This window comes from Rhabdothermincola salaria, from assembly GCF_021246445.1.
Classification (GTDB): Bacteria; Actinomycetota; Acidimicrobiia; order Acidimicrobiales; family Acidimicrobilacustridaceae; genus Rhabdothermincola_A; species Rhabdothermincola_A salaria.
In genome coordinates, this window is the sequence record NZ_JAJQXW010000001.1 from 1985780 (window position 1) to 2005197 (window position 19418).

19 protein-coding genes and 1 pseudogene are annotated in these 19418 nt (G+C 71.5%); 7 read left to right on the top strand and 13 right to left on the bottom strand.

Going from position 1 to position 19418, the window contains the following annotated elements:
- Window position 1: 1 nt before the first annotated feature.
- Window positions 2-379 (top strand): ester cyclase, encoded by a 378-nt coding sequence (locus LUW87_RS09195; protein WP_232670842.1) that lies wholly within the window; start codon window positions 2-4, stop codon window positions 377-379.
- A gap of 71 nt (window positions 380-450) precedes the next feature.
- Here the strand turns inward: LUW87_RS09195 and LUW87_RS09200 are convergent, their stop codons facing one another.
- Complete coding sequence (locus tag LUW87_RS09200) at window positions 451-1779, bottom strand: MFS transporter (RefSeq protein ID WP_232670843.1); 1329 nt, start codon at window positions 1777-1779, stop codon at window positions 451-453.
- Between the two features lie 139 nt (window positions 1780-1918).
- On the opposite strand from LUW87_RS09200, the gene LUW87_RS09205 reads away from it, so the two are divergent.
- Both LUW87_RS09205 and LUW87_RS09210 read left to right on the top strand, forming a co-directional pair.
- On the top strand, window positions 1919-2455 hold the full coding sequence (locus LUW87_RS09205; RefSeq protein WP_232670844.1) for a hypothetical protein: 537 nt from the start codon (window positions 1919-1921) through the stop codon (window positions 2453-2455).
- A 51-nt stretch (window positions 2456-2506) separates the two neighbouring features.
- Window positions 2507-3022 carry a CarD family transcriptional regulator gene (locus tag LUW87_RS09210; RefSeq protein ID WP_232670845.1) on the top strand — a complete coding sequence of 172 codons (516 nt, stop codon included), beginning with the start codon at window positions 2507-2509 and terminating at the stop codon, window positions 3020-3022.
- A gap of 175 nt (window positions 3023-3197) precedes the next feature.
- Here LUW87_RS09210 and LUW87_RS09215 read toward each other — a convergent pair whose 3' ends face one another.
- The 5 genes from LUW87_RS09215 to LUW87_RS09235 all read right to left on the bottom strand — a co-directional run bounded on the left by LUW87_RS09215 (window position 3198) and on the right by LUW87_RS09235 (window position 7934).
- Window positions 3198-4001, bottom strand: coding sequence for a DUF4397 domain-containing protein (locus LUW87_RS09215; RefSeq protein ID WP_232670846.1), 804 nt, complete (start codon window positions 3999-4001; stop codon window positions 3198-3200).
- A 194-nt stretch (window positions 4002-4195) separates the two neighbouring features.
- A complete protein-coding gene (locus tag LUW87_RS09220; protein ID WP_232670847.1) occupies window positions 4196-4678 on the bottom strand; it encodes a peroxiredoxin in 483 nt (160 codons plus the stop codon).
- Window positions 4679-4764: 86 nt separating this feature from the next.
- Window positions 4765-5607 (bottom strand): MBL fold metallo-hydrolase, encoded by an 843-nt coding sequence (locus LUW87_RS09225; protein ID WP_232670848.1) that lies wholly within the window; start codon window positions 5605-5607, stop codon window positions 4765-4767.
- 61 nt (window positions 5608-5668) lie between these two features.
- Complete coding sequence (locus LUW87_RS09230; protein WP_232670849.1) at window positions 5669-7363, bottom strand: potassium channel family protein; 1695 nt, start codon at window positions 7361-7363, stop codon at window positions 5669-5671.
- Window positions 7364-7367: 4 nt separating this feature from the next.
- Window positions 7368-7934 (bottom strand): AMIN-like domain-containing (lipo)protein, encoded by a 567-nt coding sequence (locus LUW87_RS09235; protein ID WP_232670850.1) that lies wholly within the window; start codon window positions 7932-7934, stop codon window positions 7368-7370.
- Window positions 7935-8012: 78 nt separating this feature from the next.
- On the opposite strand from LUW87_RS09235, the gene LUW87_RS09240 reads away from it, so the two are divergent.
- A complete protein-coding gene (locus tag LUW87_RS09240; RefSeq protein WP_232670851.1) occupies window positions 8013-9581 on the top strand; it encodes an SDR family oxidoreductase in 1569 nt (522 codons plus the stop codon).
- 13 nt (window positions 9582-9594) lie between these two features.
- On the opposite strand, the gene LUW87_RS09245 is transcribed toward LUW87_RS09240, so the two are convergent.
- The 7 genes from LUW87_RS09245 to LUW87_RS09275 form a co-directional block, all read right to left on the bottom strand.
- Window positions 9595-10494 carry a cytochrome c oxidase assembly protein gene (locus LUW87_RS09245; RefSeq protein ID WP_232670852.1) on the bottom strand — a complete coding sequence of 300 codons (900 nt, stop codon included), beginning with the start codon at window positions 10492-10494 and terminating at the stop codon, window positions 9595-9597.
- Window positions 10476-11120 carry an SCO family protein gene (locus LUW87_RS09250; protein WP_232670853.1) on the bottom strand — a complete coding sequence of 215 codons (645 nt, stop codon included), beginning with the start codon at window positions 11118-11120 and terminating at the stop codon, window positions 10476-10478. Before LUW87_RS09250 ends, LUW87_RS09245 begins: the two co-directional genes overlap by 19 nt.
- The gene (locus LUW87_RS18355; RefSeq protein WP_232670854.1) at window positions 11117-11644 is read right to left on the bottom strand and encodes a copper chaperone PCu(A)C; all 528 of its coding nucleotides are present in this window, start codon (window positions 11642-11644) and stop codon (window positions 11117-11119) included. Before LUW87_RS18355 ends, LUW87_RS09250 begins: the two co-directional genes overlap by 4 nt.
- Window positions 11645-11744: 100 nt before the next feature.
- Window positions 11745-12806 carry an ABC transporter ATP-binding protein gene (locus LUW87_RS09260; protein ID WP_232670855.1) on the bottom strand — a complete coding sequence of 354 codons (1062 nt, stop codon included), beginning with the start codon at window positions 12804-12806 and terminating at the stop codon, window positions 11745-11747.
- Complete coding sequence (locus tag LUW87_RS09265; RefSeq protein WP_232670856.1) at window positions 12803-14296, bottom strand: ABC transporter permease; 1494 nt, start codon at window positions 14294-14296, stop codon at window positions 12803-12805. The genes LUW87_RS09260 and LUW87_RS09265 overlap by 4 nt, the downstream gene beginning before the upstream one ends.
- An 89-nt stretch (window positions 14297-14385) precedes the next feature.
- The gene (locus LUW87_RS09270; protein ID WP_232670857.1) at window positions 14386-15420 is read right to left on the bottom strand and encodes an iron ABC transporter substrate-binding protein; all 1035 of its coding nucleotides are present in this window, start codon (window positions 15418-15420) and stop codon (window positions 14386-14388) included.
- Between the two features lie 112 nt (window positions 15421-15532).
- Window positions 15533-16381: a diguanylate cyclase domain-containing protein gene (locus LUW87_RS09275; protein ID WP_232670858.1), complete on the bottom strand. Its 849-nt coding sequence runs from the start codon at window positions 16379-16381 to the stop codon at window positions 15533-15535.
- Window positions 16382-16577: 196 nt separating this feature from the next.
- On the opposite strand from LUW87_RS09275, the gene LUW87_RS09280 reads away from it, so the two are divergent.
- The 3 genes and pseudogenes from LUW87_RS09280 to LUW87_RS09295 form a co-directional block, all read left to right on the top strand.
- Window positions 16578-17981: a DUF2252 domain-containing protein gene (locus LUW87_RS09280; RefSeq protein WP_232670859.1), complete on the top strand. Its 1404-nt coding sequence runs from the start codon at window positions 16578-16580 to the stop codon at window positions 17979-17981.
- Between the two features lie 85 nt (window positions 17982-18066).
- Entirely contained in the window at window positions 18067-18729 is a 663-nt protein-coding gene (locus LUW87_RS18805; RefSeq protein WP_283250878.1) for a TM2 domain-containing protein, read from the top strand.
- A 217-nt stretch (window positions 18730-18946) separates the two neighbouring features.
- Window positions 18947-19418, top strand: a pseudogene (locus LUW87_RS09295) (hypothetical protein); the annotation flags it as partial.

The following is a 19418-nucleotide window of genomic DNA, read 5'->3' on the forward strand; positions in this document are numbered from 1 at the left end:
CGTGGGGGACGACGACGCTCGAGCACTGGTCCGACGCTGGTGGAACGACGTCTGGGGCGAGGCGAACCCCGACGCCGTCGACGACATCTGCACCGACCCCTACACCCGCCACACCAGCCTGGGCACCGAGCGCATCCCTCTCGCCAAGTACAAGAAGCGCCTGGCCGAGTCGATGCACGTGATGCGCGGCGCCGAGACCACCATCGACGACCAGGTCGTGGCCGGCGACAAGGTATGGACCCGGGCCACGAGCCGCGGGGTGAACCTCAGCACCGAGAGTCGCCAGGTGCTCACGTGGATGATCGTGCACCGCATCGAGGACGGCCGCATCGCCGAGAGCTGGACCGCCGCGCTCCCCGGGGTCGAGTGGGAGTCGTGACCGCCGGGCCCTGAGGCCCACGACACCTTCGCCGCTGGCGGACCACGACCAGCCGGCCCGCACCCGCCCGGTCAGCCCAGGCCGAGGACGACCTCGCGGTCGCTGAACCGGCGCCGGCGCAGCACGAAGACCACCATCACCACCAGCACCACGGCACCCATGATCACGAAGGTGGTGCGCAGCCCGATGGCGTCGGCCAGGGCGCCGAGGGGCAGGGCGGCGATGCCGAAGCCGCTGAAGCCCAGCATCACCAGCGACTGGATGCGCCCGTGGTAGTCGAAGTCGCTGAGGTTCAACAGCAGCGAGTTGGTCATGGTCTGGTAGGTGAGGCTCATGCCGCCGGTGAACATCAGCGCCACCACCGCCAGCCAGAAGAGGGGCATGAGGCCGAGGGTGATGAGGCCCACCCCGAAGCCGATGCCGGCGACGGTGACGAACCGCCAGGGGTCACGCCGTCCGCCGCTGCGGGCGGCGAAGAGCCCGAAGGCGATGGCGCCGACGGCCGAGGCCGCACTGAGCACGCCGTAGCCGGTCGACCCGGTGTCGAAGATGCCGTCGGCCACGGTGGGCAGGAAGGCCATGAACGGGTAGCCGATCATCACGATGACCAGGGAGCTGGTGACGAGCAGCGCCAGGTCCGGACGCCGGCGGACGTAGCGCAGGCCGTCGGCGAGCTCCCCCCACGGCGACCCGTGGATCCGCTCCGGGTGGGGCGGGGCGGGCGGCAGGAACACGGTGAGCACGGTGCCGAACAGGCAGAGGGCGCCGCTGGCGATGAAGACGCCCTCGAGGCCCCACGTGAAGGCGGCGATCACGATGCCGGCGATGGTGGGCCCGATGACCCGCATGCCCTCCGCCCCCATCTGGGCCAGGACGATGGCGTTGGACAGGATGCGACCGTCGACGATCTCGGCCGTGTAGGACATGCGGGCCGGCCCGAACAGGGCGAAGGCCACCGCCTGCAGGGCGCTGGCGCCCATGAGCATCCAGTACTCCACGACGTCGAGCACCAGCGCGACGCCGATCCACATCGAGGATGCCACCAACAGCAGCTGGGACACGACGAGCACGGTGCGCTTGGGCAACCGGTCGGCGGCCACGCCTCCGAACGGCGTGGAGATGAGCATGGCGATGCCGAACGCCAGCAGCACGCCGCCCAGCCCGGCGTTGGTGCCGGTGAGCTCGCGGGCCAGCCAGCCCCGGGCGATGGCCTGGGCGTTGACGGCCATGAACACGAACAGGCCAGAGAACCACAGCTTGCGGTAGGCCGGCACCGCCATGGCGGCGAAGGTGGACGACGCGAGGACGGGGGCGGTGGCGACGTGGTCGGCGGGCGGCGATGGGGAGGTCACGGGGTCACCGGAGACGTCCTCCACGTCGATGCCGTCCTCGCCGTCCACCTCGCAAGTGCTATCAGGGTTGCGTCGCGGGCACGAAGCGACGACGGGGCGACCGGTGGAACGACCGGGGTGCCGGCCACGGCGCCTCGGACGTGGGAACGTGGGCGCTGACCAGCGACGGAGAAGGGTGGAGACGACGATGGTGAGCGATCGCAACCCGTGGGAGCGCCCGGCGGTCATGGGATCGCTGTTGGCCGCGCTCATCGTGGTCGGCCTCGCCGTGGGCGCCTACGCCGGTTCGTCGGTCGCCGACAGCGAGCGCGACCGCCTCAGCGAGTGCGCCGCAGCCCAGATCGCTGCGCTCGACCGGGCCGCCGCCGTCACCGAGCCGATCGGCACCACCCCCGCCGCGGTCCCGGCGCCGGCGGACCTGGACACCATCGTGGTCGAGCTCACCGCCATCGGCGACGAGCTCGAGGCCCGCTCGGTGGGCGAGTGCCGGGCCAGCAGCGACCCCGGCTTCCTGCGCCGGGTCACCCAGCTGCACCAGGCCCGCACCGACGCGGTCACCGATCTCCGGGCCGCCGGCGAGAGCGGCGACGCGGCGGCCCAGCAGGCCGCCCTCGACCGGCTGTCGTCGGTCCGCACCGAGATCGACGTCGAGATCTGTGCCCAGCTGGGCTGCGAGAGCGAGGTCGGCCCGCCGGCGCCCTCGTCCGACCGGCCCACTGAGTGATTTCGGGCGAAACGCGGCATACTTGCTCGTTCCGTCGCTCGAAAGGCTCCCATGGACTTCGCCATCGGCTCCAAGGTCATCTATCCGTCCCACGGCACGGCGGTCGTCACCGGTCGCTCCGAACGCGAGGTCGACGGTGAGAAGGTGACCTACCTCGAGCTCTCCGTCGCCGCCGGCGAGGAGTCGTGGCGAGGTGGGGCCCTCAAGGTCTCGGTGCCCGAGGACCGCGCCGAGGACCTGGGCGTGCGCCCGGCCATCTCCGCCGACGAGGTCGACGACGTGCTGGCCGTGCTGGCCGTCACCAATGTGCGGGTGCCCACCAACTGGTCCCGCCGGTTCAAGAACCACCAGGAGAAGATGAAGTCCGGCGACATCTACGAGTGCGCCGAGGTGGTCCGCAACCTGTCGCTGCGTGAACGTTCCTCCAAGCTCTCCAGCGCCGAGAAGGCCATGCTGGGCAAGGCCCGCCACATCCTCGTCTCCGAGTTGGCGGTGTCGTGGGACTGCTCCATGGAGGACGCCGGCGACCGCATCGACGCCGTCCTCGACGGCCTCGCCGTCGCCTGAGCGACCTCGCCTGAACGACTCGAACGTGCCCCGGTCCCCAGCCGGGGCACGTTCACGCCCGGCCCCACTCGGCCACCGCTGAGGGTCGCGGGCACCAGCACCCGCACGCGACGATGCCCGCCCCGAGGGGCGGGCATCGCTCGACGTCAGGACCGCTGAAGAGCGGAGTGGACGATCAGCCGGTGAAGCGAGGCGTCACCGTTGCGGGCTGGGCCGCAGCCGTGGTGGTCGGACCGGCCGTGGTGGTGGTGGTCTCGACGGGGACCTCGCACGGATCGAGCTCGATCAGACCGGTGAAGGCGTCGGCGCCACCATCGGCGCCGCCACCCGCGTACACCAAGATGTTGAAGCCCGGGATGGTGGTGACGTCACCGAGCGGGATGAGCACGTCGGTGGTGCCGGTGGCCACGATGGCGGCGTCCTCGACGACGAGGCCGCCCGGGACGTCGAGGATGCTCTGCGCGCCCTCTTCGAGGTCCTGGATCAGCACGGTCTGCTCACCGGCGATGGTGCCCACGACGTCGACGGTCCCGGCCGCGGCGCCGTGACGGGCCGTGATGCGACCCTCGCCCTCGGCGAAGCAGCTGGAGTCGTTGGGCCAGACGGCGATGCTGGGCTGACCCTCGCCGCTGAGCCAGACGGCAGCCACGGTGATGTCGTCGCCGGGCTCGAGGACGAGGTCGCCGCCGATGTCGGGCTCGCCCTCACAGAGCTGGTCGGCGCCGACGTAGATGGCCACCGGGATGGTGACAGCGGGGAGCGTGAGCGGTCCGAGGGTCTCACCCCAGCTGAAGTTGCCGTCGATGACCTCGCCACCGGCGCAGACCGTGACGGTGAAGGGTTCGGTCGGGGCGTCATAGGTGGCGTCGTGGACGATGGTGACCTGGGCGGTTCCACCGTCGGTCCCGGCGCCGGCGGTGGCCGGCATCAGACCCACGGCCACCAGGGCCATCACGGCCAAGAGGGCAAGGCGCTTCATTTTTTCTCCTTGTGATCGACGCAGGGGTCCGGGCGACGGGGGCCGCACGACGCGTCGGGCGAGAGACTAGACGAGATCGTGTCGCGGGTCACGGGTTTCTGCGGCACCGTCACCGGCGTGCTACGCGACGGTGCCCGCCCCGAGGGGCGGGCACCGGAGCACGATCAGACAGGGAGCTCTCGGACAGAGTGCCCTCAGAGGCGCTCGAGGACCGCCGAGCAGGAGCTGACCTCGATGCCGCCGCCCTCCTCGACGTCGAGGTTGGTGACGACGCCGTCCTCGATGATGGCGGCGTAGCGACGCGACCGGGTGCCGAGGCCGAAGCCGCTGCCGTCCATCACCAGGCCCATGGCCTCGGTGAAGGCGCCGTTGCCGTCGGCGAGCATGACGATGTCCTCGCCGACGCCCTGGTCGTCGCCCCAGGCGTCCATCACGAAGGCGTCGTTGACCGCCACGCACACGATCTTGTCGACGCCCTTGCCCTTGACCTGCGAGGCGGCCTCGACGAAGCCGGGCAGGTGGACCTTGGAGCAGCCGGGCGTGAACGCACCCGGAACCGCGAAGAGCACGACCTTGCCCTCGCCGAGCAGCTCGCCGGTCTGCACCTTCTGCGGGCCCTGCTCGCCCATCACGTGCGCTTCGACGTCGGGAACCTTGTCACCAGTGGAGATAGCCATGTCGCGAACATAGGACAGCCGCACGGGCGCTCGCGCCCCGGGCGGCCAGGAAACCCCGGGACGTCCGACCACCCGCCCAGGCGGGCTCAGACCTCGAAGCGCCACCCGTCGCCGTCGGCCACGATGCGGCCGGCGCTGGGGGCGGCGTAGTGCGTGCCGATGACCAGGGTCCCCTGGTCGCCGTGCTCGGCGATCAGGCGGCGACGCGACGCCGCACCCATGGTGGCGTCCCAATCGGCGGTCATGCCCCAGTCGGGTTCGGCCCACTGCACCGGGTGGTGGGTGGCGTCGCCGGTGATGAGGGCCCGCTCCCCGCCGGACTCGATGAGGACCGAGACGTGGCCCGGCGAGTGGCCCGGGGTGGGCACCAAGCGCACCTCGCCGGTGAGGCGGTGGTCGGCGTCGACGAGGTCGGCCTGACCGGCCTCGACCACGGGGGTGACGGTGTCACCGCAGTTGAGGGCGTAGCCGCCGGGCTCGGCCATCCAGTGCTCGTACTCCGAGCGGCAGAACAGGTAGCGGGCGTTGGTGAAGGTGGGCACCCACCGGTCCCCCTCGAGGCGGGTGTTCCACCCCACGTGGTCGAAGTGCAGGTGGGTGCAGCACACGACATCGATGGTGTCGACGGCGAAGCCGGCCGCGGCCAGGCGGTCGGGGAAGTCGGCCGGTCCTCGCAGGCCGTCGAGACCAGGGATGGCTCGATCGCCGACGCAGGTGTCGACCATGATGCTCAGCCCCTCGCTCTGCACCACCAGGGCGTGGATCGACAGCTCGGTCGTGCCGTCGGCGTCGGCGAAGTGCGGGGCCAACCACCCCAGGTGCGGGGCCAGGGCCTCCGGCGTCGCCGCCGGCACCAGCCCGCTGATGGGCAGTGTCTGCTCGAGCTCGACCACCTTGGTGACGACGACGTCGCCGATCTGCCAGCGCATGGATGTGCTCCCCCCTCGTGTCCGTGCCCCGACGGTGTAGCGCGCCGGCGGCCGGCGTGCCTCAGGAACGCCCGGCCTCGACGAACGTGGCGAAGAAGCGGGCCTCGGACTCCTCGTCGCCGATGAGCAACAGGTCGCACCCCTCGACCATGACCGTGTCGGGCTGGGCCGGCTCGAAGTGCCCGGCGGTGACGGCCACGGCCACCACCGTGCAGCCGCTGCGTTCTCGGACGCGTGCCTCGCTGATGGTGCGGGCCATCAATCGACGAGGTACCGGCACCCGGAACACGTCGAGGCCGTCGGCCAGCTGCAGCGTGTTGTCGGGCGTGAGCACGTTCCAGATGGCGTTGGCGCCGGTGGAGGCATAGGAGAGCACGCTGTCGGCACCGGCGCGGTGCAGCGTCGACACGTTGCGGTCGAGCCGGGCCCGGCTGATGATCTGCATCTCGGGGCGGAGCTTGCGGCAGTAGATGGTGAGGTAGACGTTCACGTCGTCGTCGTGGGTCGTGATGATGGCGGCCCGCGACTGGTGGATGCCGGCCTCCTCGAGCACGGTGAGGTCGGCGGCGTCGCCCACCACGTAGACCGACGGGTCACGGACCCGTTCGGGGAGCTGCTCCACGATCCGGTGGGGGATGCCGGCGGCGGCGAGGGTCGCCCCGGCGGCACGCCCGACCCGACCACCCCCGATGATCACGACCGGCGCGTCGAGGATGTCGGACTCCCCGAAGTGCTCGTCCCAGCGGTCGAGCTGGGCTCGGTTGCCGGCCAGCACGATGGCGTCGTGGACCTCGAACACCGCGTTGGGGCGAGCCACCGCCAGCTCACCGCGGTCCCACACCCCGGCCACGGTGAGGCCGGTGAGCGGGCGGATGTTCGACTCGAGGAGCGTGCTGCCGACGAGGGTGCGGGGGGTGGCCGCCTCGGCGATCAACAGGTCGCCGAACTCGCCGATCACGACGCTGCGGCCGCCCGGGGTGAGCACCCGTCGCGCCAGGGCGGTGCCCAGCATCACCCCGAGCTCCAGGACCTCGGTGCAACCGGCCATCTCGAGGATGTCCACCGAGGCGTGGCGGTTGGCGGTGGCCACGATCGGCACGTCGTGGGTGATCTCCTGGACGGTGAAGGCCACGTTGGTGTTGGTGGTGTCGCCTTCGGTGGCCACCACGAGGGCGGCCTGGTCGACGCGGGCGGCCCGGAACGAGGCCGGGTCGTCGAGCGCCCCCACCATCACCCGGAACCCTTCGTCGTAGAGGCGCAGGGCCCGGTCGACGTCGTCGATCATCGCCGCGTAGGGGATCCCGGCCTGGTCGAGGCGACGGACGAGGGACTCCTCGATCGGACCGACACCGGTGAGCAACACGTGCCCCGACGTGCTCCGAGGCAGCTGCCGCGGGGCGCGCGCCCGCTGACGGGCCTCCATCCAGGGCACGAAGATGAACTGGATGAACGAGAAGGGCAGCAGCACCAGGATGAAGACCGAGCCCGACAGCAGCACGACCACCGAGAAGACACGGCCGACGTCGGACTCGAAGGTGATGTCACCGAAGCCGAGCGTCGACATGGTGACCACCGTCCAGTAGACGGCGGTGGCCCAGCTGTGGGTCTGGCCCTCGTACTCCATGATCTCGTGGAAGACGGCGCTGAAGAGCACCACGATGATCACGAAGACCACCAAGAGGACGCCCAGCACCCGCAGGTTGCGCCGCCCGTGGGGGTTGGCCAGGTAGCTGAAGATGGCCCCGAGGGATTTCACCGGCTCATCCCGTCCTCACCTCGAGTCCATCGCCCCCTTCGGCGCCACCCACTTCGAAGGGCAGGCGCTCGGCGAGGCCGAGCACGATGTGGAGCTCGTCGTCGTCGGGGCGGGGGACGACGAGCAGCTCCCGGACGTAGTCGAGGGGTCCGGGGACCACCTCGGCCATCCCGCCACCGTCGAGGTCGCTGGTCGCCCCCTTCAGGGTGACCACGAGGGCCTCGTTGGAGTCCACGTCCACGTCGTCTCCCCGGGCGTCGAGGACGGGGGCGTCGGCATACGCCGCGATCCACTCGCCGGGGCCACCATCTACTCGGAGGGTGATGACGTCGACGCAGCCGTCCTTGTCGGTCTCGACCGCGGTGAGGGCCGACCGGTCGACGTCGTCGGATCCGCCTTCCACGGGGTCGGCCGCCCCCGAGAAGGGGCAGTCGGCCGCCGAGAGAGGGCTCAGCGTGCCGTCCTGGCCGTCGTCCCCGCACCCGGCCACGAGGGCGCCGGCCACGATGAGCGCGGCGAGCATCCGAGGGGCGCGCCGGCGCAGCGGTGCCGGTTGAGGAGCACGAGGCATGCCCGCCAGTGTCCCACCTGTCGCCGCCTCGGCAGGTCCGACCCGGCGCGCCCGGCGCGACAGGTGTTGCATGGGGCCATGACCTCCGGCAACGGCACGTCCCCCGACGCCCACCCCTCCGACGAGCGACGCGCCCCGGTCCCCGACCGCGACCGCCCCGTGCTGGTGGCCGGAGCCACCGGCTACATCGGTCGGCGTCTGGTCGGTGAACTGGTGGCCGAGGGCCGGAAGGTCCGGGCCATGGCCCGCAACCCGGCCAAGCTCGCCGGCGAGGAATGGGCCGACGTGGTGGAGATCGTGCGCGGTGACGTGCTCGACCCGGCATCGCTGACCGAGGCCTTCGAGGGGGTGGGTGGTGCCTACTACCTGATCCACTCGATCGGGGGCGAGGACGACTGGGAGGAGCGTGACCGGCGGGCAGCGGCCAACTTCCGCGACGCCGCCGCGAACGCGGGCGCCAGCCAGATCATCTACCTGGGCGGCCTCGGCGACGACGCCGGGGCGTCGCTGTCACCGCACCTGCGCAGCCGCCACGAGGTGGGACGCATCCTGGCCGACGGTGCGGTGCCGGCCACCGAGCTGCGCGCCGCGGTGGTCATCGGGTCGGGCAGCGCCTCGTTCGAGATGCTGCGCCACCTCGTCGAGGTCCTCCCCGCCATGGTCACCCCGAAGTGGGTCGAGACCCGCTGCCAGCCCATCGCCGTGCGCGACGTGCTCGCCTACCTCGTCGGCGTGCTCGACGAGCCCCACGCACTCGGCCGGGTCCTCGAGATCGGCGGGCCCGATGTGCTGACCTACCGCCAGATGATGGAGGTCTTCGCCGAGGTCGAGGGCCTGCGCCGCCGGCTCATCGTCACCGTGCCCGTGCTGTCGCCGTCGCTGTCGTCGCGCTGGGTCGGCCTGGTCACGCCACTCCCGTCGGACCTGGCCCGGCCGCTCATCGACAGCCTCGTCAACGAGGTCGTGGTGCACCAACCCGACATCCTCGACATCGTCCCCCGGGACCTGCTCACCTACCGCGAGTCGCTCGAGGTGGCCCTGCGACGGGTCGAGGACCTCCAGGTCGCCACGACCTGGGCCGACGCCGAGCTGCGCGGCCGCAACCCGGCGGACCCGCTGCCCGCCGACCCGGACTGGGCGGGCGGAACCCTCCTCGGCGACGTCCAGGAGGGCACGTCGACCGCCGCTCCCCACCTGCTGTTCGCCACCATCTGCGGCATCGGAGGCACCCGGGGCTGGATGACGGGAGATGTCTGGTGGCGGATCCGCGGCACCCTCGACCGCCTCGTGGGCGGCATCGGCATGCGGCGCGGTCGCCGTCACCCCGACGACCTGCGCACCGGCGACGCGCTCGACTTCTGGCGGGTCGAGGCCTACGAGCAGGACCACCTCCTGCGGCTCCGGGCCGAGATGCGCCTCCCGGGCCAGGCGTGGCTGGAGTGGACCGTGTCCCCCGCGGGAGAGGGCAGCGCGGTCACCCAACGAGCGCTCTTCCACCCTCGTGGGCTGGCCGGGCGCGTCTACTGGTTGGCCGTGTCACCCTTCCACCGGGTGATCTTCGCCCCGATGCTGGCCCGGCTGGTGGAGATCGCCGAGAGCGGCGGGCACCTCCCGACCACGGGAGATCCGGACCGCGACGCCGTCTGAGCCGGGTCGGAGATCAGCTCACCGACGTCGACGGGGTGGCGTCGGCCACGGGCGCGTCGTCGTCGGTGCCCGGGTCGACGTCGGCCTCGAACGCAGGGATGCCGGCGTTCTCGAGGGCTTGGCGCTGGTACATCCAGTGCAGGAAGCGCACGGCGATCTGGGACCAGATCACCAGACCCCCGACGACCTGCATGACGGCGGCACCGAGGTGCTGGTCGTCGAGCGGGCCGAATCCCTCGAAGACGCGGGGCGCCAGCTCGAAGGTGGAGAACAGCGGGTAGTCGCCCCAGGTCATCCACCAGGCGGTGGGCAGCGGGGCGATGGACTGCACGATCAGGTACACCATCGCCAACGGACCCACCAGGCGGGGGGTGAGCGGCGCGGGCGGCTGCACGGGGAACCACAGCAGGAAACCGGCCACGATCCAGAACAGGTCGAGGGCGAACGACCCCAGCGGGCTGCCGATCATGCGATCCGACACCATCGGCGTGTTGATGGTGAGCAGGATCACGTTGGCGCCGATGATGCAGAACAGTGGGGTGCTGACCACGCGCACGAAGGCACGGCGGCGCGCCCCCGCCTGCAGCCAACGGCCGACCACAGGGGGGCAGCCGTAGAGCAAGAGGGGCAGCACGATGAGCACCACGAGGACCTGGCGGGCCATCTGGACCGAGAGCAGGTAGCCGGCCCCCATCGCCGCCATGGGCCAGTCGGTGGCCACCAGCAGCAGGGCCACGCCGGCGAAGGCCGCCACCTTGCGCCGCAGCGGGAAGTCGCGATCGCGTCGGAACCCGGCGATCAGCAGCCCGACGAGCATGATCGTCAGCAACCAGGCACCCAGGTACGGGCTCCACTCCCAGTTCCACACCTTGCCCTCGGCCGAGCACCACCAACTCACGTGATCGACTCCCATTCGATGGTCTCGAGCTGGGGCAGGTCCTCGACCCACACCTGCTCGGTCGCCCCGAAGGGGTAGACGATGTGCGCCTTGTCGTCGGGGGTGAACACCACCACCTGGCTGGGGTGCCCGACGGTGTAGTTGCCGCTGGTGTCGTCGGGGATCACGGCGCCCGGGAGCTGGAGCTGGGCCATGGCCCGATCGATCTCCTCGGGGGTGGCGGTGAGGCCCACGAAGCGGTCGTCGAAGCGGTCGAGGTAGGTGCGCAGCTGCTCGGGGGTGTCACGCGCGGTGTCGACGCCGACGAAGACCATGTTGGGCACACCGCCCTCGAGCTGCGCCCTCTCGAACGCCGAGGAGATCCGATCGAGGTGGATGGGGCACACGTCGGGGCAGCTGGTGTAGCCGAAGAACACGAGGGTGAGCTCGCTGGCGGTCTCGGTGCGCAGGTCGTAGGGCTGGCCCTCGGTGTCGGTGAACACCACGTCGGGCTTGTCGAGGGCGTCGCCGAGCATCGAGCCCTGCAGGCCGTAGCGCTCCGCGCCGGCCCGGTCGAACTGGTCGGGGGGCGAGGTGCACGAGGCCAGCAGCACCAGCCCGACCATCGCCCCCAGGACGGCCGCGACGCGCCGCGAGATCACCTGCTCACCTCCCCGGGGTCGACGACCTCGACGTCGATGCCGATCTCGCCGGCGTCGGCGAAGTCGAGCACCAGCTCCACCACGTCACCGACCTCCAAGCCGTCGGGCACCGCCACCATGAGGTGGAGTCCGCCCGGTGCCAGGGCCAGCTCGCCGCCGGCGGGGACCTCGAGGTCTCCCGCCTCGTCCATGGTGACCTGGCCGTCCTCTGCGATCTCCGTGCGGTGCACCATCGCCCTGTCGCCGTCGTCGGTGCGGGCCCCGAGCAGCGTGTCGACCTCGGTGCCGGTGTTCTCGATGGTCATGTACGCCGCGCCCATGGGCCCGGCCGGCACCGGCATCACGGGGTCGACCACGCTGACCCCTGCCTCGGCGGCCGACGGGGCGCCGTCGGTGGCGTCGTCGTCACCGCAGGCCCCGACGGCCACGGCGACGAGGAGCAGGAGGGCCAGCGGCGCGCCCACGCCACGGCGTCGACGTGCCGGGCGGGGATCGCTGGACCCGAGCGGGGGGCGGATCACCACGCCTCAATCCAACCAGCCCGGAGCCCCCGGCACACATCGGGGAGACCCCCGGTTGACGTGACGTCGGTCTCCCCACAGGCGGCCGGCGGACTCGGCACCGTCAGTCCCGCTGCTGTTCGAGGGCGAGCACGTCGCCGACCACACCCACCCGCACCGTGGCCCCCACCGGGGGCAGGCCGGCCGACGGCCACCGGGCCATGAGCTCCACCCCGTCGACGACGAGGTCGACCGCGGCCTCGTGGCCGCGGAAGCGCACGGCCCGCACCTCGGCGAGCACGCCCGCGCCACCCGGTGCCACGTCCTCGGGCCCGAGGAGGCGGAGCTGTTCGGGGCGCAGGAAGATGGTCGTCGACCCGGCCGGCGCGGGCCGCCGCAGCCGCAGGGGGCCGAGGGCACCGGTGACGGTGGGACCGTCGACGATGCCGGGGATGGCGATGGCGTCGCCGAGGAAGGCGCCGACCCAGGTGTCGTGGGGTTCGCGGTACAGCTCGGCCGGCGGACCCACCTGGATGATGCGCCCGGCGCGCATGACGGCCACGGCGTCGGCCATCTCGAGGGCCTCGGCCTGGTCGTGGGTCACCATGACCGCGGTGGTGCCCGCCTCGCGGAGCAGACGGGTGACCTCGGCGCGGACCTCGGCGCGGAGCCCGGCGTCGAGGGCGCTGAAGGGCTCGTCGAGCAGCACCATCGAGGGCCGGGGGGCCAGGGCCCGGGCCAGCGCCACCCGCTGTTGCTGCCCCCCGGAGATCTCGTGGGGACGGCGCCCACCGAGGCCCTCGAGGCCGACCATGGCCAACAGCTCCTCGATGCGCGCCGTTCGGGTCGCCTTGTCGAGCTGGCGCAACCCGAAGGCCACGTTGCCGGCCACGTCGAGGTGAGGGAAGAGGGCGCCTTCCTGGGGGACCAGGCCGATGCCGCGCTTCTCGGGGGGGAGGTGGGTGCCATCGGCGTCGAGCTCCACCCCGTCGAGCTCCACCCGGCCGGCGCCGGGGCGTTGCAGGCCGGCGATCACCCGCAACAGGGTGGTCTTGCCGCAGCCCGACGGGCCCAGCACCGCCACGATGCTCCCGTCGGCGACCTCGAGGTCGACCGAACGCAGCGCCGCCACCGGCGGCCGGCCGGCGAAGGTGACCGACAGCCCCTTGACGACGAGGTGGCTCATTCCCGTGACCTGCGATCGCCCACCGCGCTCAGCACGGCGGTGGGCAGCGCCGCCAGCACCACGATGAGCACGGCGTAGGGGGCGGCGGCGGCGTAGGAGACGCTGCTGGTGGCGTCCCAGAGCCGGGTGGCGAGGGTGTCGAACCCGGTCGGGCGCAGGAAGAGGGTGGCGGGCAGCTCTTTCATGACGGTGAGGAAGACGAGGGTAGCGGCGGCCGCGATGCCCGGGGCCGCCAGCCGCAGCACCACTCGGCGCCACACCCCCCACACCGAGGAACCGAGCGAACGGGCCACGTCCTCGAGGCCGGGCGGGATCTGGGCCACGGCGGCCTGGATCGACCCGAGGGCGAGGGACATGAACAGCACGGCGTAGGCGACGATCAGGACCGGCAGCTCCTGGTAGAGCGAGGGCACGACCCGGATGGCGAGGAACACCATGGCCAGGCCGACCACGACGCCGGGGAGGGCGTGGGCGGTGTAGGCCGCGCTCGATGCCACCTTCGACAGCCGGCCCTGGTGGCGGACGGCCAGCAGCGCCACCGGCAGGGCCAGCACCACGACCAGCAGCGCACCCAGCGCGCCGACCAGCAGGGTGTTGCCGGCGGCGTCGACGACCTGGGAGGTGTCGGCCCGGGAGGTGCCCCGCGACCACCAGCGGACCATGCCCCACAGGGGCACACCGAGGCTGAAGCCGACCAGGGCGACCGGCACGGCCAGCGCCGGCCAGCGCCACGCGCCCAGCCGCAGGACGGGCTGGGGTCGCACGGCTCCGGCCCCGATGCGGGCCGCTCCGTGACGGTGCCGGTAGCGCGACTCGATCAGCACGATGGTGATGGTGAGCACCGCCAGCAAGACCCCCAGCACGGCGGCGGGGGTGCGATCGAACGACGCCCGGTACGACTGGTAGATGGTGTAGGTGAGGACCTCGTGACGCATGGTGGCGACAGCGCCGAAGTCGCTCATCACGTAGAGGCCGACGAGGAGGCCGCCGCCCACCGCGGCCGTGCGGATCTGGGGCAACGTGGTGCGCCAGAAGACCGTCAGGCGCCGGCTGCCGAGCGTGCGGGCCACGTCCTCGAGGGCAGGGTCGCAGCGGCGCAGAGCGGCCATGACCGGCAGGTACACGTAGGGGTAGGAGATGGTGGTGAGCACCAGCACCGACCCGCTCATCCCGGCCAGATCGGGGCGGAAGCCCAGCCAGCTCCACGCCGCGACGTAGGAGGGCAGGGCCAGGGGCAGGCCCACGAGCACCTGCACGACCCGGCGACCCGGGATGTCGGTGCGGGTGACGAGCCAGGCCATGCCCACCCCGATGACCAGGCAGAGGGTGGTGACCACGGCGGCCAGCCACAACGACCGGAGGGTGAGCTCCAGGGTCCGCGACCGCCACAGGGTGTCGAGGAACGCCCCCCACCCCTGGTCGGTGGCCCGGATGACCAGGTAGACGATCGGGCTGACGGCAACCACCGTGGCCACCAGGGCGCCCACCATGAGGGGCACAGGAGCGCGACGGCGAGAGGGGGCCGACACCTCGTCGGTGCCGGCCCCCTCCCGTGAGAGCGTCGTCGGCTCCGCGGCGATCAGCTGAGGAGGCCCTTCTCGGTCAGCAGCGCCTGGGACGCCTCGAGCGACTTCAGGTCGGCCAGGTCGAGGGCGGGCCCGTCGAGCTCGGCGAGGGGCGGCACGCCCTCCGGGTTGGGCACGCCGGGCACGACCGGATACTCGAAGGTCTCCTCCACGAAGTAGGTCTGGCCGGCGTCGGACAACAGGTACTCGACGAACGCGAGGGCCGCCTCGTTGCCCTCGCCGCTGGTGGTGATGCCCACGGCGGTGGCGTTGATCAGACCGCCGGGGTCGCCGTCGACAGGGAAGACCAGCTCGGCCACCAGCTCGTCACCCAGCTCGGGCGCGGAGCGAGACCAGTAGTAGTGGTTGATGAGCCCGATGCCGATCTGGCCCTCGTTGACCGCGTCGAGGATGGCCACGTTGTTCTCGTAGGACTCCGTGTCGTTGGCGATCATGGCGTCGAGCCACTCCGAGGCGGCTTCTTCGCCCTCGGCCACGCGGTACCCGGTGACGAACGACTGGAAGCTGGCGTTGGTGGGCGCCCAGGCGACCTGACCCTCGTACTGGGGGTCGGTGAGGTCGGCCACGCTGGTGGGCGGGTCGTCCACCAGCTCGGGGTTGTACACGATCGCCCGACTGCGGCCGGTGACGCCGACCCAGAGGTCGTCCTCGGACGGCGCGAAGCGGGGATCGACGGAGTCGACGACCTCGGCCGGCAACGGGGTGAGCAGGCCGGCATCGGCCAGCGCGCCCATGGCGCCGACCTCCTGGGAGTAGAAGACGTCGGCCGGGGTGCCCGACCCCTCCTCGAGGATCTGGGCGGCCATCTCGGCGCTGTTGCCGTAGCGGACGTCGACGGCGATGCCGGTCTCCTCGGTGAACTGGTCGATGAGGGGTTGCACCAGGTTCTCGGACCGGCCGCTGTAGAGGGTGAAGCTGCCGTTCTCGCTGTCGCTCGCCCCGTCGTCGGAGCCGCACGCGGCGGCGACGAGGGCGATGACGAGCACGAGGAGGGCGATGGGGCGCAGCCGTCGGCGTGAGGGGGACATCAGTGGAGCTCCTGGACGAACGGGTGACGACGAGCCGGGTGTCGGCTTGCCGGGCGCTCACTGTAAGGGGAGCCTTACAGGTGGCGCAAGGCGTCCTCGTCGAACGAGGCGCTCACACTGGGTGCTTGGCGCCGTACATCTCGGCGTCGGCGTCTTCGATGAGGGCATCGAGGGTCGACGAGCTGGCCGGACCGGCCGCCGTCCCGACGGTCACGGTCACCCGGCGCTCAGGCAGCTCGACAGAGGCTCGACCACGCACCCGCTGGGCGATCTCCTCGACGTCACCGATCCCCGAGATGCCCGGGCACACCGCCACGAACTCGTCGCCGCCATAGCGGACCACCACATCCCCCGGTCGGAGCACGGCGAGGAGCCCACCGGCGATCTGCTGGAGGACCTGGTCGCCCACGCCGTGGCCCAGCTCGTCGTTGATCGCCTTGAACCCGTCGACATCGACGAAGAGCACCGCCACCCACCCGGTGCTCCCGGCGCCGAAGAGGGACTGCGCCGCGGTGCGCAGAAGGCTGCGGTTGCCCACGCCGGTCAGGGCATCGGTGTGGACCTCCCGTGAGAGCTCGCGTTGGGCCTTCAGGAGCATGTCCTCACGCGTGTGGCGATCGGTGATGTCGAAGCACGTCCCGATGTAGCCGAGGAACGAGCCCATGGCGTCGTACCGAGGACCGCCGACGTCGAGGATCCACCGGAACACCCCGTCGGCCCGGGCCAGCCGGTACTCCATCTCGAAGGCCTCATGGCGACCGAACGCGTCGGTGTAGGTGCGCAGACAACGGTCGCGATCGTCGGGATGGACTCCGTCCAACCATCCCTGGCCGCGTTCCTCGTCGAGCGAGCGTCCTCTGAAGTCGAGCCAGGTCCGGTTGAACTCGACGCACATGCCGTCGGTGTTCGACGCCCAGAGCAATGCCGGATGGGCATCGGCCATGGCTCGGAACACCTCCACCTGCCGACGCAACCAATCGACCTCTTCGTGACCCTCGTCGACAACAGCTCCCGGCACGTTCTCTCCCCCGCGTCCTGGCGTCGACCGCACCACTCCCCCCGGCGAGGTCCGCGATCGTAGCGGTGACCGTGGAAAGCTTCCGATTCGACACCTCGGGACGCCGCCCGACCCGGTGCCTGCCCCCGAGGAGACGACCATGACCACGACCAAGGAGGCCGAGCCGAGGCCGTCGCTCTCGGTGGCCGAGCGTCGCGAGCTCGGGCGTCGCGCCCGGCAGGTGGTGCCCCGTTCCGCCCTCGGTGAGTGGGCGCCGGCCGCCGAACGCGATCCGCTGTCGCTGCTGGCCGAGCAGGAGCTCACCCGAGTCCCCGAACTGGTGCCCATCCGCCACCAGCGCATGGCCGTGTCACCGTTCACCTTCTTCCGCGGGGCGGCCAAGGTCTTCGCCGCCGACCTGGCCGGCGCCCCCCGCACCGACCTGAAGGTGCAGCTCTGCGGCGACGCCCACCTCACCAACTTCGGGGGCTTCGCCTCACCGGAGCGCCGTCTCGTCTTCGACCTCAACGACTTCGACGAGACGCTGCCCGGCCCCTTCGAGTGGGATCTGAAGCGCCTGGCCGCCAGCTTCGAGGTGGCGGCGCGCGGCAACGGCCTCGACGAGGCCGACCGCCCCGCCCTGCAGCGAACGCTCGCCACGACCTACGCGTCGGCCATGCAGCAGTTCTCCTCGATGTCGCACCTCGACATCTGGTACGCCCACCTCAGCCTCGACCAATTCGGCGAGTACTGGGACACCTCCCTCTCCGACGCCATGCGCTCTCGGGTCGAGAGGACCGTCCACAAGGCCCAGGGCAAGGACCGTCTCAAGGCGCTGCGCAAGCTCACCACCGTCCGCGACGGCGAGCCCCGGTTCCTCAGCGACCCCCCGCTGCTCGAACCGGTGACCGAGCTCCCGTCGCACCCCGAGCACGACAAGGTCGTCGAGATCGTCGCGACCGCCTTCCAGAACTACCGCCGCACCCTGCAAGCCGACCGACGGGTGCTCCTCGAGCGCTACCGCTTCGTCGACCTGGCCCGCAAGGTCGTCGGGGTGGGCAGCGTCGGCACCCGCTGCTGGGTCGCCCTGCTCATGGGCAAGGACGACGACGACCCGCTCTTCTTGCAGGTGAAGGAAGCCGAGGCCTCCGTGCTCGAGCCCCATCTGCGACCCAGCGGCTTCGCCCAGCACGGCCAACGGGTGGTCGAGGGCCAGCGGCTCATGCAGGCCACCAGCGACATCTTCCTCGGCTGGGAGCGGCTGCACGGCGTCGACGGTCGCGACCACGACTACTACTTCCGCCAGCTCTGGGACTGGAAGGCCTCCGCCGACGTCGACGGCATGGACCCGGCCCTCCTCGCCCGCTACGCCCAGATGTGCGGATACACCCTGGCCCGGGCCCACGCCCGGTCCGGCGACGCCGTCGCCCTGTCGGCCTACCTCGGTGGCGGCAAGGCCCTGGGCGAGGCGATGGTGCGGTTCGCGTCCGTCTACGCCGACCAGAACGAACGCGACCACGAGGCCTTCGTGGCGCACGTCGCCTCGCCCGAACGGTCCCCCTGAGAGAGCCGGGGCCGAGGCCAGGGCGGTTGGCTACTGTGTCGCCGCGGCTGCACCGGCGCCGCATCGGCCACGGGAGGCTGCTCGCATGACGTACGACCCCACACCGTCCGGGGACCCCACACCGGATCCCGACGCGACGCCCGGGTCCGACGATCCCACCCCGGCCGCGACCCCCGACACGAACGCCACCGACGCCACCGTCGTGGAGACCCCGGCTCCCGAGACCCCGGCTCCCGAGGCTCCCGCCGCCGACCAGAGCGCCCCCACCGGCGAGCCCACCCAGACCTGGGCCGCCCCCGCCGCCGACCAGAGCGCCCCCACCGGCGAGCCCACCCAGACCTGGAGCCAGGCCCAGCCCCGCAGCCCGCAGGCCCAGCCCCCGGCCGAGCCCGGTTGGTGGCAGGCCTCCGACGGCTGGTGGTACCCACCGGAGGCCCAGCCCGGGCCCCAGGCCCAGCCGGCCGCCAACGGCTACGCCGCTCCCGCCTACCCCCAGGCCGCCCCGGTGTCCCCTTACGGAGCCCAGCCCAAGAGCCGCATGGCCGCCGGCCTCCTCGGCATCTTCCTCGGTGGGCTCGGGGTGCACCGCTTCTACCTCGGCTACACCAACATCGGCATCATCCAGATCGTCGTCACCGTCCTCACCTGCGGGCTGGGTTCGATCTGGGGCCTGGTCGAGGGGATCATGATCCTGGCGCGCAGCCAGAGCTTCCTCACCGACGCCGAGGGCGTGCCGCTCACCGACTGAGCCCACCGACCGAGACCCGCCACCACCCGGCCGAACACCTCCGTGCCGGGCGACGTGGAAAAGGGCGGTCCGTCGGATAGGACAGAGGGAACGATCTCCCGCTCCTCGACGCCCTTGCGCTCCGCTTTCGGCGCTCACTGCGACGATGGAGCCCGCCTCCGGGTGCCTCTCGTCACGAAGGTCATCCGGGAGCTCCCCCCGCTCCGGAAGGACAGTGATGAACCCTCTTGTGATCGTCATTCCCGTGGTGGTGGTGTTGGCTGCTGTGGTGGTGTTCGCGGCGTCGCGGCGTCGTGACAGCGGTGAGGCCATCGGTGCGTTGTCGCGTGAGACCCGCAAGCGTGATCGTGGTGAGCCCGAGGTGCTCGAGGACACCGAGGTGGCGGTGTCGGGTCGGGCCGTCGAGGCCCAGGCGGCCCTGGAGCGTCGCCCACCGGAGCTGGCTCGTGTCGGTGGCGGTGATCTGGCCGAGTACGTGCCGCCCGACGCCGAGGCGATCGGGGTGTCGCGCCGTCAGTTCTTCAACCGTTCGATCGTGTTGTTGATGGGTCTGGGCCTGTCGGGGTTCGGTGCTGCGGTGCTGGCGTTCCTGTGGCCTCAGCCCAAGGGCGGGTTCGGGTCACCGATTCGTATCGGTGAGGTCGATGACATCAAGGCCAACATCGCGGCCAACGGCGGGTTCTTGTACC

What these genes read in the sequence shown, in the direction of transcription:
- LUW87_RS09205 (WP_232670844.1), top strand. Translation starts at nt 1,919, where the DNA reads ATGGTGAGCGATCGCAACCCGTGGGAGCGCCCGGCGGTCATGGGATCG.
- LUW87_RS09210 (WP_232670845.1), top strand. Translation starts at nt 2,507, where the DNA reads ATGGACTTCGCCATCGGCTCCAAGGTCATCTATCCGTCCCACGGCACG.
- LUW87_RS09215 (WP_232670846.1), bottom strand. Translation starts at nt 4,001, where the DNA reads ATGAAGCGCCTTGCCCTCTTGGCCGTGATGGCCCTGGTGGCCGTGGGT.
- LUW87_RS09220 (WP_232670847.1), bottom strand. Translation starts at nt 4,678, where the DNA reads ATGGCTATCTCCACTGGTGACAAGGTTCCCGACGTCGAAGCGCACGTG.
- LUW87_RS09225 (WP_232670848.1), bottom strand. Translation starts at nt 5,607, where the DNA reads ATGCGCTGGCAGATCGGCGACGTCGTCGTCACCAAGGTGGTCGAGCTC.
- LUW87_RS09235 (WP_232670850.1), bottom strand. Translation starts at nt 7,934, where the DNA reads ATGCCTCGTGCTCCTCAACCGGCACCGCTGCGCCGGCGCGCCCCTCGG.
- LUW87_RS09240 (WP_232670851.1), top strand. Translation starts at nt 8,013, where the DNA reads ATGACCTCCGGCAACGGCACGTCCCCCGACGCCCACCCCTCCGACGAG.
- LUW87_RS09245 (WP_232670852.1), bottom strand. Translation starts at nt 10,494, where the DNA reads ATGGGAGTCGATCACGTGAGTTGGTGGTGCTCGGCCGAGGGCAAGGTG.
- LUW87_RS09260 (WP_232670855.1), bottom strand. Translation starts at nt 12,806, where the DNA reads ATGAGCCACCTCGTCGTCAAGGGGCTGTCGGTCACCTTCGCCGGCCGG.
- LUW87_RS09265 (WP_232670856.1), bottom strand. Translation starts at nt 14,296, where the DNA reads ATGGTGGGCGCCCTGGTGGCCACGGTGGTTGCCGTCAGCCCGATCGTC.
- LUW87_RS09270 (WP_232670857.1), bottom strand. Translation starts at nt 15,420, where the DNA reads ATGTCCCCCTCACGCCGACGGCTGCGCCCCATCGCCCTCCTCGTGCTC.
- LUW87_RS09280 (WP_232670859.1), top strand. Translation starts at nt 16,578, where the DNA reads ATGACCACGACCAAGGAGGCCGAGCCGAGGCCGTCGCTCTCGGTGGCC.
- LUW87_RS18805 (WP_283250878.1), top strand. Translation starts at nt 18,067, where the DNA reads ATGACGTACGACCCCACACCGTCCGGGGACCCCACACCGGATCCCGAC.